The sequence below is a fragment of the Microbacterium sp. ER1 genome (genome assembly GCF_023383675.1).
GTDB lineage: Bacteria > Actinomycetota > Actinomycetes > Actinomycetales > Microbacteriaceae > Microbacterium.
The window spans coordinates 149,701-162,473 of the sequence record NZ_QCXO01000137.1; the positions used below are offsets into that span (position 1 = coordinate 149,701).

Consider the following 12,773-nt stretch of genomic DNA (forward strand, 5'->3'; position numbering starts at 1 on the left):
TGGTGCAAGGGACAAGGGCCGGTCGGGAGCCTCTCCGACCGGCCCTTTACTGCGCCCGGTACTCTGTGAGGATGACCGATCGGAAGCTCGCGCTGGAGGCCTGGGAGAGCCTCTTCCGCGCGCAGCACGAACTGTTCACCGAGATGGCGGCGGACTTCGACACCGGCGATATCACCCAGGCCGAGTACGACGTACTGCTCACGGTGACGCGCTCGCCGGAGATGACAGCGCGGCTGCGCGACATCACCGCCAACATGCTCATCAGCCAGCCGAGCGTCTCCCGCCTCGTCGACCGGATGGTGACCCGGGGGCTGGTCGCGAAATGCGCCGACCCGGACGACGGCCGCGGCGCCCTGATCCGCGCGACGGACGAGGGTGCCCGGGCGTTCCGTGCACTCGCCACGGTGCACGGCCGGTCGATCGCCGACCGGATGTCACGCCTCGACGACGAGGAGCTGCGTCTGCTCCGCGACCTCGCGGAGAAGCTCCGCACCCGCTGACCGCTCCCCTTCTCCACAGGCGCCGCGGTCGGGGGCGTCTCCACCGACGACGGCATCATGACGGCCGCGACGGTGGCGGGCGTCGCTTTTCTGGCAGGGTGGGTTGCGCACGCCCACATCGACCGTGGGCATATCGGACCGCCCCCTCGGGGGGAACCAGGGAGGTCATCCATGGAGATCGCCGGAATCGTCGGCATCCTCATCGTCATCGGGATCGCGGTTGTCGCCGCGATCGTCGTCCTGCTGATCCTGCTGCTGTTCGCACGCAGCTGGATCAAGGTGGCTCGCGCCGACGAAGCGCTCGTCATCTCCGGACGCAAGCAGAAGGTGCAGCGTGCCGTGATCGGCGCCGACGGCACCAGCAGTTCCGAGATGTCGGAGTCGCCCGTCACGGTCATCGTGAACGGCAAGTCGCTCGTCAACCCGATCACCCAGCGCCACGAGATCATCTCCCTCCGGTCGCGGCAGGTGTCGCTCAACGCCGAGGCGCAGTCGCTCGACAACGTGACGCTCAACGTCGACGGCGTCGCGATCGTGAAGATCGGCTCCGACCCGCTGCTTGTGCGCCGGGCCGCCGAGCGCTTCGCCTCCCAGGACAAGGCCATCGAGCAGTTCACCACCGAGCAGCTCGAGGGCGCCCTGCGCGGCATCGTCGCGACGCTCTCCGTCGTGGAGCTCATGCGGGAGCGCAAGAAGTTCTCCGACCAGATCGCCGCCGACGTCTCCCAGGAGCTCGCCGAGCAGGGCCTCATCCTCGACTCCTTCCAGATCAAGGGCATCACCGACAAGGTCGGCTACATCCAGTCCCTCGGTGCCCCGGAGATCCAGGCGAAGCGCCAGGCCGCGGAGATCTCGCAGACCAACGCCGACCGCGCGATCAACCAGAAGAACATCGCGAACCAGGAGGCGAACCTCGTAGAGCAGACCGCGCTCGACACGAACACGGCCAACGCCAACGCCGGAATCGGCCGCGCCCGCGCCGAGGCGGAGCAGGCCGAGCAGCTCGCCCGCGCCCAGGCCGAGCAGGCCGTGCTCCAGCAGCAGGCCGAGAACAAGCAGGCGCAGCTCGACGCCGACGTCAAGCGCGTCGCGGACGCGCAGCGGTACGAGGCGGAGACCCGCGCGCAGGCCGAGCTCTACACGCGTGAGCGCGCGGCCGAGGCGGCGGCGATCGAGCAGGTCAAGCAGGCCGAGGCGCGCACCCGCATCGCCGAGCAGCAGGCGCAGGCCGACAAGGCGCGCGCCGACGGTGAGGCGGCGGCCGCGATCGCGAAGGCCACCGGTGACGCCGACGCGCTGCGCGCCCAGGCGGAGGCGGAAGCCGAAGCCCGTCGCCTGCGCGCCAACGCCGAGGCCGAGGCGATCCGCGCCGAGGGTGAGGCCCGTGCCGCCGCCGTCGAGGCTGAGGCCAAAGCCATCGCCTCCAACCAGGACGCGTTCCTCTCGCAGCGCGTTCTGGAGGTGCTGCCCTCGATCATGTCCGAGTTCGCGAAGGGCTACGCCGCGATCGGCAGCGTCTCGATCGTCGGCGGATCCGGCGAGGACGGCGCGTCCAACGTCGTCGGTGCCGACAGCGCGAAGGCCCTGCGTTCGGTCTTCGACAGCGTGCACTCCGCGACCGGCCTCGACCTCGCCGGCATCATCCAGGGACAGGCCGTCGGTCGCGGCTTCGGGGCGGGAGTCGCCGAAGCGTCCGCGCCCACCCCGGCGCCGCGTACGCCCGCACCGACCACTCCACCGCCGCCCGCGCCGCCCGCTCCCGCCGCGGAGTAGGCAGCGTACGACAGCGGATGCCGCGGCCGATCGGGTCGCGGCATCCGCTCTCGCACGACCGGGCAGACTGGACGCGTGACCCGCGCCGCCTTCGACCTCACCGCCATCGGCGCCGGTCTGTCTTTCGCGGGCGCCCTCGACGACCTCTCCACCGCCCTCGACACGAGCGGATCCGTGGTCGTGACCGCGCCGCCAGGTACGGGCAAGACCACGCTCGTCCCGCCGCTCCTCGCCTCACGCCGCACCGGCCGCGTGATCGTCACCCAGCCGCGCCGGATCGCCGCGCGCGCGGCCGCTCGCCGACTCGCACAGCTCGACGGCACACCCCTCGGCTCCCGGGTGGGCTTCACCGTCCGCGGCGAGCGCACTGTCGGGCCGGACACGAGGGTCGAGTTCGTCACTGCTGGCGTGCTCCTGCGACGGATGCTCGACGACCCCGGACTCGACGGCGTGAGTGCGGTCATCATCGACGAGGTGCACGAGCGTGCCCTCGAGACCGACCTTCTCGTCGGCCTGCTCTCCGAGGTGCGCGAGCTGCGAGATGACCTCGTCGTCATCGCGATGTCCGCGACCCTCGACGCGGACCGGATCGCCGCGGTCATCGGGACCGAGGAGTCTCCCGCGCCGATCGTCGACCAAGACGACCCGGCTTTCCCCCTCACCGAGCGCTGGGCACCGAGTTCTGCGCCCCGCCTCGACGAGCGCGGAGTCACCCGGGGCTTCCTCGATCACGTCGCGAGTGTCACCGCCACCGCCGCCGCCGAGCTCGTCCGGAATGACCCCGAAGCGGATGTGCTCGTGTTCGCCCCCGGCGCGCGCGAAGTGGCGGAGATCGCGCGACGAGTCCGCGACCGGAACAGCGCCTTCGACGTCCGGGAGTTGCACGGCCAGATCCCGCTGGCGGAGCAGGATGCCGTGATCCGCGGTCGTGCGTCGGAAGCCCGGCCCCGCATCATCGTCGCCACCTCCCTCGCCGAGTCGTCTCTCACGGTGCCGGGTGTGCGGCTGGTCGTGGACAGCTGCCTGGCCCGGCAGCCGCAGCGCGACGCCGCCCGCGGGATGAGCGGTCTGGTCACCACCGCCGCCTCCCGCTCCTCGTGCGTGCAGCGAGCCGGACGCGCCACCCGACAGGGCCCCGGCACGGTGATCCGGTGTGTGGACGAGCGCACCTATGCTGCCGCTCCTGCGCGGCCGTCGCCGGAGATCGCCACGGCAGACCTCACCGACGCCGCCCTCCTGCTCGCCTGCTGGGGCGCCCCGGGCGGCGCCGGCCTGCGCATGATCGAACCGCTGCGAGCCGACAGCCTGGCCGATGCCGTCACGGTGCTGCGCGGTCTCGGAGCGATCGACGACGACGGGCGCGCCACGGCAGAGGGCCGTGCGCTGGCACGAATCCCCACCGATCCCCGGTTGGCCAGAGCGCTGCGGGACGGCAGCCCCGCGGTGGGGAGCCGGCTCGCCGCCGAGGTCGTGGCGCTTCTCGGCGGGGACCAGCGCATCTCGGACGCCGATGTCGCCCGCGCTCTCGTCGCGTTGCGCGGAGGGAGCACGGCCGAGGCCCGGCGGTGGCGCGAGGACGCTCGCCGTTTGGAACGCCTGGTCGCTCCGGCACCGGACACCCGCGCCGGTCTCGACGGCGTCGGTCTCGTGATTGCGCTGGCCTTCCCCGAGCGCGTCGCCCACCGCGCCGAGCACTCGGGATCGGGAGCGACGTTCCTGCTGGCGTCCGGCACCCGGGCCGGTGTCAGCGGCGCCCTGGCCGCGTCGGAATGGCTCGCCGTGGCCGACGTCGCCCGAGCCTCGTCCCGGACGGCAGCCGGCTCCGGTGCGGTCATCCGCGCCGCAGCGGCCCTCACCGAGGAGCAGGTGGAGCGCGCGGCAGGCCCCTTGATGAGCGACCGCGTCGAGGCCGAATTCGTCGGAGGCCGCGTACAGGCCCGCCGCGAACGCCGGATCGGTGCGATCGTGCGCTCATCGGTGCCGGTGCGCCCGTCGGCCTCGGAAGGCCGGGATGCCGTGGGCCGAGCACTCCGACGCGATGGCCTCGGCATGTTCACGTGGTCCGACGGGGCGGAGGCCCTGCGCCGCCGACTCGCGCTACTGCGACGTGAGCTCGGAGACCCCTGGCCCGATGTGTCGGACGCGGGTCTGCTCGCATCGCTCGACGTGTGGCTGGCACCGGAGCTCGATGCTCTCGCCTCCGGCACGCCCGCGAGTCGGCTGGATCTGTCATCCGCCCTTCGCCGTCTGCTGCCCTGGCCCGAGGCCGTGCACCTCGATGCGCTCGTCCCGGAGCGGCTCGAGGTGCCCAGCGGCTCCCGTGTACGCATCACCTACCCGGAGCCCGACGGCGACGCGACCGCACGGCCCGTCGTGGCGGTGAAGCTGCAGGAGTGCTTCGGCTGGGCGGAGACTCCCCGGCTCGTGGACGGCCGCGTCCCCGTGCTCTTCCATCTGCTGTCCCCGGCGGGGCGGCCGCTCGCGGTCACCGACGACCTCGCCTCGTTCTGGTCGGGCCCCTACGCCCAGGTACGCGCCGAGATGCGCGGCCGCTACCCCCGGCACCCGTGGCCCGAGGACCCGTGGGCCGCCGTGCCGACGAAGCACACCAAGAACCGCGCCGCGCGCTGACCCAGGCCAGGACTCCGGCTCAGCGTGTGCGCCGCCGCAGCGTGAGCGCGGCCAGCATCAGAGCGCCGACGGCGAAGGCCACGACGATGAGCAGCGGACCGAACACGTCCCCGCCCTCGTCCCCCGCCGCGACCGCGTTGATCGTGTCGATCGCGTAGCTCAGCGGCAGCCAGTCGGAGATGGCGTACAGCACGTCGGGCATCTGGTCGCGCGGCATGAACAGACCGCCAAGGATGATCTGCGGGAACACCAGCAACGGCATGAACTGCACCGCCTGGAACTCGGTCTGGGCGAACGCGCTCGCCAGGAGCCCCAGCGCCGTGCCGAGCAGGGCATCGACCACCGCGACGAGACCCAGCTGCCACAGCGGCCCGTCCACGTCGAGCCCGCACACCCCGACCGCGAACGAGACCGTGATGACCGCCTGCAGCACCGCCATCAGCCCGAACGCGAGCGCGTACCCGAGGATGAAGTCGGCCTTCTCGAGCGGCGTGGTCATCAGCCGTTCGAGCGTGCCGGAACGACGCTCCCGCAGGGTGGTGATCGACGTGATGAGGAACATCACGATGAACGGGAACAACGCCAGGATGGCACCGCCGAACTGATCGAACACACCGTCCTGCTCGCTGAACAGCCAGGCGAAGAGACCGACGAGCAGGCTCGGGGCGATGAGCATCAGGGCGATGGACCGCGGGTCGTGTCGGAGCTGCGTGAGCACACGGCCGGCCGTCGCGAACAGCCGGCGGCCGTTCATGTCCCGTCCTCCTCCTGGCGTTCCTGGGCTTCTCGGCGTGCGCGCCGGGTGGTCGCGGTGCCGGCGGCCCTGTCGCGTTCGATCAGCGCCAGGAACGCGGCTTCGGCGTCGGTCGTTCCGGTGTCGGCGAGCAGTGCGGACGGCGTGGTGTCGGCGATGATCCTCCCCTCCCGCATCAGCAGCAGTCGGTCGCAGCGCACCGCCTCGTCCATCACGTGACTCGACACGATGAGCGTGACGCCCCGGTCGGCCAGCCGGCGGAACAGGGTCCAGAGCTCCGCGCGCAGCACGGGGTCGAGTCCGACGGTCGGCTCGTCCAGCACGATGAGCTCCGGGGAGCCGATCAGGGCCGTCGCGAGCGACACCCGCGTCGCCTGGCCGCCGCTCAGCGCATCGACGAGCTGTGTCGCCTGTGCGTCGAGACCGACCTCCTGGATGACGCGGTCGACGTCGCCCTTCGACGCCTTCAGGAGCGCGGCGAAGTAGGCGAGATTCTGCCGCACGCTGAGATCACCGTAGACCGAGGCGCCCTGCGTGCCGTACGCGACACGGTGCCGGAGCCGGCGGGACCCGCCCGGCTCGCCGAGAACGGTCACGTCACCGGAGGCGATCCGCTGCACACCGACGATCGACCGCATGAGCGTGGTCTTGCCGCACCCCGAGGGGCCGAGGAGACCCGTGATCTGGCCGCGGGGCACGGCGAGATCGATGCCGTCGAACACGGACACGGCCCCACGCCGCACGCGAAGCTGCGTGATCTCGACGGCCGCATTATTCATCATGCGATGAATTATGCGCCTCGCCTCGTCGGGCGTCAACGCCTCGGTGGGCACAGCTTCGGAGCGCCGGATCGACACGCCGCCGCCGGCCCGTGCCGTCGGGCGCGGCGGGCGAGATCTCCGAAGCTGTGCCCGCCTCGGGGAGGGTCAGTCGAAGAGGTAGCGCTGGACGGTGGGGCCGACGCGGCCCACGAGCTCATCGACGGAGGCGCCGGCGAGCGCGGGAAGCTGCAGGACGTAGCGGCCGATGAGCATGCCGGCGATCTGCGACGCGACGAGGGCGGCACGGAAGTCGGCGTCCTCCACGTCGAGGCGGCGCGCCACACGGGAGAGCAGTTCGCGGGAGAGGAATCCGGCGAGGAGGGGCGTCGTCAGTCTGCTCCCGATCGCCGTGCGCAGGAGGAGCACGCCGCGGCGGCGCACGTCGGGCTTCTCGAACGCGTCGAGCACATAGCGGACGAGCCGGGCCCCCGCTTCGTCCTTCGGCCCCGCGAGGATCTCGGGGACGTCGAGGTCGGGGCGCAGCGGTATTCCGGCGGCCTCGGCGAACAGGTCGGCCTTGGTGCCGAAGTAGTGGTGGACGAGCGCGGAGTCGACCCCGGCGCGGGCGGCGATCGACCGCACCGTCGCGCCGTCATACCCCTGCGCGCCGAACTCGTCGACGGCGGCAGACACGATGCGCTCGCGGGAGTCGGTGCCGCCGCGCGGGCGCCCGCGTCGTCTCGGCGCCTTCTGCTCGGTCATGCCCGTCAGCCTACGGCTCCGCGGATCCTCGCTCACCGAGCAGGTGCCGGAGATACCGCTGCGGCTGCCCGAGGAACGAGCGCCAGTGGTTCACGATCTCGAGGTCCTCCCAGTCGGCCGGGCGGAGTCCCCACTCCCCGACCTCCAGGATGGCCGCACCCGGAAGCGCCGCGAGCACCGGCGAGTGCGTGGCGCACAGCACCTGGCCGCCCTCGTCGGCGATGCGCTGCAGCACGGCGATCAGCGTGAGAGTCGAGTGGAACGACAGCGCGGCCTCCGGCTCGTCCAGGCAGTAGAACCCCGGATCATCGAAGCGGCTGTCGAGCAGGGCGAGGAACGACTCCCCGTGGCTCATCTCATGGAAGGGCACATCGCCGCGCAGGGAGGGGTTCTCCTCGAGATACGTGTAGAACGAGTGCATGGTCTCCGCCCGGAGGAAGAACCCCCAGCGGTGCGCACCGACGCCGCGCTGGAGGCGCAGCCAGTCCGACAGCGGCGACTCGCTCGGCCGCGTCCGGTGCTGCGCCTGGCGGGACCCGCCTTCCGGGGAGAGACCGTACGCGATCGCGATGCCCTCGACGAGGGTGGACTTCCCGCTGCCGTTCTCGCCGACGAGGAAGGTCACTCCCGGCCCGAGATCCAGTCCCTCGCGCAGCACCTGGGCCACCGCGGGGATGTTCGTCGGCCACGTCCCGTCCGGGATCGGCGCCTCCTCGTTCGGCCGCACCGCGACGACCGGCTGCTGCCGCATGTGCCTCTCCCTCCTCCGTCGTCCCACCCCTCTGTGTGCCTGCCACCCCTCTCCGTGCGCACGCAACGGGCCGGGGCGCGCGAAAGGGGGTGGGCCGGCGAGGTCAGCACTCGATGACGTTCACCGCCAGACCACCCTCGCTGGTCTCCTTGTACTTCGTCGACATGTCGAGGCCCGTCTGGCGCATCGTCTCGACGACGGCATCCAGCGAGACGTAGTGGCTCCCGTCGCCGCGGAGCGCGAGGCGGGCGGCGGTGACGGCGGTGGAGGCGGCGATCGCGTTGCGCTCGATGCACGGGATCTGCACGAGTCCCCCGATCGGGTCGCACGTGAGGCCGAGGTGGTGCTCCATCGCGATCTCCGCGGCGTTCTCGATCTGCCGGTTCGTGCCGCCCATCACCGCGGTGAGCCCGCCCGCGGCCATCGCGCACGCGGAGCCGACCTCGGCTTGACACCCGCCCTCGGCGCCGGAGATCGAGGCGTTGGCCTTGAACAGCGACCCGAGGGCGGTGGCCGTCAGCAGGAACCTGCGGATACCCCGGCGGCGGTTGGCCTCCGCGATCTCCGCGTCCTCGCCGTCGAGTGCGGGAGGCGACGGCGGAGCCCCGTCGAACCCGAGCAGCGCGCTGCCGACGAGCTCGCCGTACGGCGTGACCGCGTTCCCGGCACCGAGGCCCGAGTCGGCGAGGAAGCGCCACCAATACATCGCCACCGCCGGGAGGATGCCCGCCGCGCCGTTGGTGGGTGCCGTCACGACGCGGCCACCCGCCGCGTTCTCCTCGTTCACCGCGAGCGCGAAAGCCCCGAGCCACTCGCCGGGGAGCTCCCGGTGCCCGTCGGCTTCGACCGCCTCGAGCTGCGCACGGATCGTGCCCGCACGGCGCTTCACCTGCAGCATGCCGGGAAGGACGCCCTCGGCGTGCAGGCCGGCGTCCACGCAGCCCGCCATCGCGTCCCAGATCGCATCGAGGCCGGCGGCGACCTCCTCCTCGCTGCGCAGTGCCGTCTCATTGCGGCGAGCGACCTCCGCGATGGACAGGCCGTGCTCATCGCAGAGGGCGAGCAGCGAGGCGGCATCGGCATAGGGATGCGGGAAGGCACCGGTCGAGAGGTGCGCCTCTTCCCCCTCGCGCCGGATGAACCCGCCGCCGATCGAGTAGTACGTCTGCTCGAACAGGGTGGTCCCGTCGGCATCACGGGCGATGAGCGTCATGGCGTTCGGGTGGCCGGGGAGTCGGGTCCGGGGCGCGAACACGATGTCGTCCTTCCGGAACGGCACCGCATGGGCGCCGTCGATCCGCAGCGGCTCCCCCTCCGGATACGCGGACCACGCCGCACGGACGGCCGCCGGATCGCACGTCTCCGGAGCGAGACCGCGAAGCCCCGCGACCACCGCATCCGGGGTGCCGTGGCCGATCCCGGTGGCGCCGAGCGAGCCGAACAGCGTGCACTCGACGCGGCCGACACGGTCCAGTTCCCCGGAGGCGGTCAGCTGCCGCGCGAAGTCGAGCGCCGCGCGCATGGGTCCGACGGTGTGCGAGCTGGACGGGCCGACGCCGATGGAGAAGAGGTCGAAGGCCGAGACGTACGCAGTCACCCCTCCAGGCTACGCCGAGTTCGGGATTCCGGTTCACCGCGATTAACCGCGCGGCCGGCGGGTCCGCGTCAAGGCCCTTCATCTCCCGGAGAATCGGAGGCAGGCTGAGGGCACGACATCGCAGAAAGGGACGATCTTGACCGACAGCACTCCCGAACCGACCGCGAACGACGAGCTCTCGCCCGAGGCGCAGACCCCCACCCCGACCCCGGCCTCCGACACCACGGAGGGCGAGGCGACGACGCCGGAGCAGGCGGACTCCCCCGAGGACGCGGACCCGGCCGAGGTCCCGAGCACCGAGGAGCTGGAGGAGCCCAGCACCGAGAAGGCCCCGGGCGAGGAGCCGAAGGCCCCGAAGCGCGACGACCCGGAGCCTGACCACGAGGCGGTCGGCCTCGGCGTCGACTGACCCCCGCCCCGAGACCCCGCACTATCGTCGAGACCCCGCCCTGCTGATGCGTGCAGGGCGGGGTCTCGACGCGAAACCGGGGTCTCGGCGGACTACTCGACGAGCTTGCCGGTCGTGTCGACGTCGCGCATGAGCTCGGCGATCTCGTCGGGGATCGCGGGGATCTCCTCGCGGGTCACTCCGGCCGTCGGCGACCAGACGAGGTTCACCTGCAGCGTGGGATCGGTGTCCGGGAAATCGCTGCGGTTGTGGCATCCACGGGTCTCCCGACGCTCCCGCGCCGCCTCCAGCGTGGCCCGGGCGGCGAGCGCGGAGGCCTTGAGGTCGAACGCGTGCGCGAGGTCCTGGAACCCGGCGATGTCCGGGTGGATGCCGATGTCCTCCATCCGCCCCTCGATCATGTCGAGGTCGGCGAGGCCGGCGTTCAGCCCGTCCTCCGACCGCACCACACCGGCGTACTCCGTCATGAGGTTGCGGATCGCGCGCTGCAGAGCCCGCACGTTCTCGCGCCCCTCCGCGGCGAGGAGGTCGTCGATCTCGGCACGGGCGGCGGCGACCGCATCGGCCGACCGGCGCTGGGCGTCGAGCCCCGCGGCGTGGGCCATCGCGGCCTGACCGACGATCCGGCCGTAGACGAGCAGCTCGATGAGGGAGTTGCCCCCGAGACGGTTCGCGCCGTGGAGTCCGCTCGACGCCTCCCCGATCGCGTACAGCCCGTCGACGTCGGTCTGGTGGTCGTCCGGCCGCACCCACACTCCGCCCATCGAGTAGTGCGCGGTCGGCGCGATCTCGATCGGCTCCGCCGTGATGTCGAGCATCTGCAGCTCCATCATCGTCTGATAGACGCGCGGAAGCCGGGTCATGATGGTCTCGCGGGGCAGGTGCGACACATCGAGCCAGACGCCGCCGTTCGCGGTGCCGCGCCCTTCCTGGATCTCGGTGTAGGCGGCGAGCGCGACCCGGTCCCGCGTCGACAGCTCCATCCGCTCGGGGTCGTACTTCGCCATGAACCGCTCGCCGAGGGCGTTGCGGAGGATGCCGCCCTCCCCGCGCGCGGCCTCGGAGATGAGCGTGCCGGCGGCGTTCTCGGGCTCGATGATGCCGGACGGATGGAACTGCACCAGCTCCGGATCGCGAAGTCGCGCCCCCGCCTCGACGGCGAGCCGGAAGGAGTCTCCGGTGTTCTCGTCGCGGCGCGACGACGTGCGGCGCCAGATGCGGTTGTGTCCGCCGGCGGCGAGGATCACGGCGTCCGCATGGATGAGGTAGCGCGTGCCGTCCGCCTGGTCGAAGCCATAGGCGCCGAAGACGACGTTGTCGCGCACGAGCAGACGTGTGATGTAGACGTTGTCGAGGATGGGGACGTCGAGCTGCTCCGCGCGGGCGACCAGCGTCCGCTGGATCTCGAGGCCCGTGTAGTCGCCGGCGAAGGCCGTGCGGCGGTACGTGTGCGCGCCGAAGAAGCGCTGCGAGATGCGGCCGTCCCCTTCGCGGGCGAAGTCCATGCCCCAGCGCTCGAGGTCGCGGATGCCGCGTTCGGCACCCTGGGTGACGATCTGGACGGTGTGGGGGTTGGCGAGGAGGTAGCTCTCCTTGATCGTGTCCGCCGCGTGCTGCTGCCAGCTGTCCTCGGCGTCCATCGTGCCGAGGGCCGCGTTGATGCCGCCGGCCGCGAGCGACGTGTGGGCGTCCTGCCGGGGGCGCTTGCCGACGGCGAGCACGTCGACGCCGTGCTCGGCGACCTCGATCGCGGCGCGGAGCCCGGAGCCTCCGGTGCCGATCACGAGGACCGTGGTGGAGATCTGTCGTTCGGGTGCATTCATGCTCTCGACGCTAGTTAGGTGATCCTAATAACTCCAATGCATAGTTCGTCTGGAAACCATGCGGGTACGCTATGGATATGAACCTCGAGCAGCTCCGCGGGTTCGTCGAAGTGGCCCGCCTCGGCCATTTCACCCGCGCGTCCGAGCACCTCCACCTCGCGCAGCCCTCGCTGAGCCGTCAGATCTCGACCCTCGAGAGGGAACTCGGCGCCGAGCTGTTCCATCGCGCGCGCGGTCACATCGCCTTGACGGCCGCCGGCGAGACGGTCCTCCCCCATGCCCAGCGCATGCTCGCCGAGGCCGACGCCATCCGCGACGAGGTGGCCGAACTCGCCGGACTCCGCCGCGGCCGCGTGCGCCTGGGCGCCCCGCCCACGCTCTGCATCAGCCTCGTGGCGGAGGCCCTCAGCTCGTTCCATGCCACCCACCCCGGCATCGATCTGCACCTCACCGAGGGCGGCTCAAGGCTGCTCGTCGAGCAGCTCGCGGTCGGGGCGGTCGACATCGCCCTCGTCACCCAGTCCGAGGGACCGGTGCCCGCGGGGGTCAGCCTCACGCACGTTCCGCTCCTCGCCGAGGAGCTCGTGGTGATCTCATCGGCGGCCGCACCTCCGGTCACCCACGGCCCGTCCGTGAGCCTCGCGCACCTCGCCACCCTCCCGCTCATCCAGTTCGACGAGAGTTATGAGCTGCGGGCCGCGATGGACGCCGCTTTCCGCGCCGCCGACCTCACCCCGACCCTCGCGCTGGAGGGTGCGGAGATGGATGCGGTGCTCCGCTTCGTCGAACGAGGCGTCGGGGTCGCAGTGGTCCCGGCGATGGTGCTCTACGAACGCCCGGCGCTGCGGTCGGCGCGCCTCGCCCACCCGGCGATGTCGCGGACGATCAGTCTCGCCCATCGCTCCGACGTCACCCCCGCGGTCGCGGTGGCCGCGATGCGCACCGCCATCATGGCCACGGCGGCCGACCTCGCCGAGCGCGACCCGGCGATCACCAGCCTGCTCTGACCGGA

The 12,773-nt window shown here is 71.7% G+C and carries 11 protein-coding genes; 5 read left to right on the forward strand and 6 right to left on the reverse strand.

From position 1 onward, the window contains the following. Positions 1 to 71: 71 nt before the first annotated feature. From BV453_RS12595 to hrpB, 3 genes are all read left to right on the forward strand, one after another. Positions 72 to 500, forward strand: coding sequence for a MarR family winged helix-turn-helix transcriptional regulator (locus BV453_RS12595; protein WP_025104537.1), 429 nt, complete (start codon positions 72 to 74; stop codon positions 498 to 500). Positions 501 to 671: 171 nt separating this feature from the next. Next, positions 672 to 2,273 (forward strand): SPFH domain-containing protein, encoded by a 1,602-nt coding sequence (locus BV453_RS12600; RefSeq protein ID WP_249521742.1) that lies wholly within the window; start codon positions 672 to 674, stop codon positions 2,271 to 2,273. Between the two features lie 75 nt (positions 2,274 to 2,348). Beyond that, positions 2,349 to 4,904 (forward strand): ATP-dependent helicase HrpB, encoded by a 2,556-nt coding sequence (gene hrpB, locus BV453_RS12605; protein WP_249521743.1) that lies wholly within the window; start codon positions 2,349 to 2,351, stop codon positions 4,902 to 4,904. A gap of 19 nt (positions 4,905 to 4,923) precedes the next feature. On the opposite strand, the gene BV453_RS12610 is transcribed toward hrpB, so the two are convergent. From BV453_RS12610 to BV453_RS12630, 5 genes are all read right to left on the reverse strand, one after another. Beyond that, positions 4,924 to 5,658: an ABC transporter permease gene (locus BV453_RS12610; protein WP_249521744.1), complete on the reverse strand. Its 735-nt coding sequence runs from the start codon at positions 5,656 to 5,658 to the stop codon at positions 4,924 to 4,926. Then, positions 5,655 to 6,440 carry an ABC transporter ATP-binding protein gene (locus tag BV453_RS12615; RefSeq protein ID WP_249521745.1) on the reverse strand — a complete coding sequence of 262 codons (786 nt, stop codon included), beginning with the start codon at positions 6,438 to 6,440 and terminating at the stop codon, positions 5,655 to 5,657. Before BV453_RS12615 ends, BV453_RS12610 begins: the two co-directional genes overlap by 4 nt. Before the next feature lie 144 nt (positions 6,441 to 6,584). Continuing rightward, positions 6,585 to 7,181, reverse strand: a complete 597-nt coding sequence (locus tag BV453_RS12620; protein ID WP_249521746.1) for a TetR family transcriptional regulator — start codon at positions 7,179 to 7,181, stop codon at positions 6,585 to 6,587. A 10-nt stretch (positions 7,182 to 7,191) separates the two neighbouring features. Beyond that, positions 7,192 to 7,932: an AAA family ATPase gene (locus BV453_RS12625; protein WP_249521747.1), complete on the reverse strand. Its 741-nt coding sequence runs from the start codon at positions 7,930 to 7,932 to the stop codon at positions 7,192 to 7,194. Between the two features lie 103 nt (positions 7,933 to 8,035). Beyond that, the gene (locus BV453_RS12630; protein WP_062766212.1) at positions 8,036 to 9,529 is read right to left on the reverse strand and encodes an L-serine ammonia-lyase, iron-sulfur-dependent, subunit alpha; all 1,494 of its coding nucleotides are present in this window, start codon (positions 9,527 to 9,529) and stop codon (positions 8,036 to 8,038) included. 136 nt (positions 9,530 to 9,665) lie between these two features. Here BV453_RS12630 and BV453_RS12635 point away from each other — a divergent pair, with 136 nt between their 5' ends. Next, on the forward strand, positions 9,666 to 9,938 hold the full coding sequence (locus tag BV453_RS12635; protein WP_025104545.1) for a hypothetical protein: 273 nt from the start codon (positions 9,666 to 9,668) through the stop codon (positions 9,936 to 9,938). A 92-nt stretch (positions 9,939 to 10,030) separates the two neighbouring features. Here BV453_RS12635 and BV453_RS12640 read toward each other — a convergent pair whose 3' ends face one another. Beyond that, the gene (locus BV453_RS12640) at positions 10,031 to 11,761 is read right to left on the reverse strand and encodes an L-aspartate oxidase (RefSeq protein WP_062635576.1); all 1,731 of its coding nucleotides are present in this window, start codon (positions 11,759 to 11,761) and stop codon (positions 10,031 to 10,033) included. A gap of 71 nt (positions 11,762 to 11,832) precedes the next feature. On the opposite strand from BV453_RS12640, the gene BV453_RS12645 reads away from it, so the two are divergent. Beyond that, positions 11,833 to 12,768: a LysR family transcriptional regulator gene (locus BV453_RS12645; RefSeq protein ID WP_029989652.1), complete on the forward strand. Its 936-nt coding sequence runs from the start codon at positions 11,833 to 11,835 to the stop codon at positions 12,766 to 12,768. Positions 12,769 to 12,773: the final 5 nt, after the last annotated feature.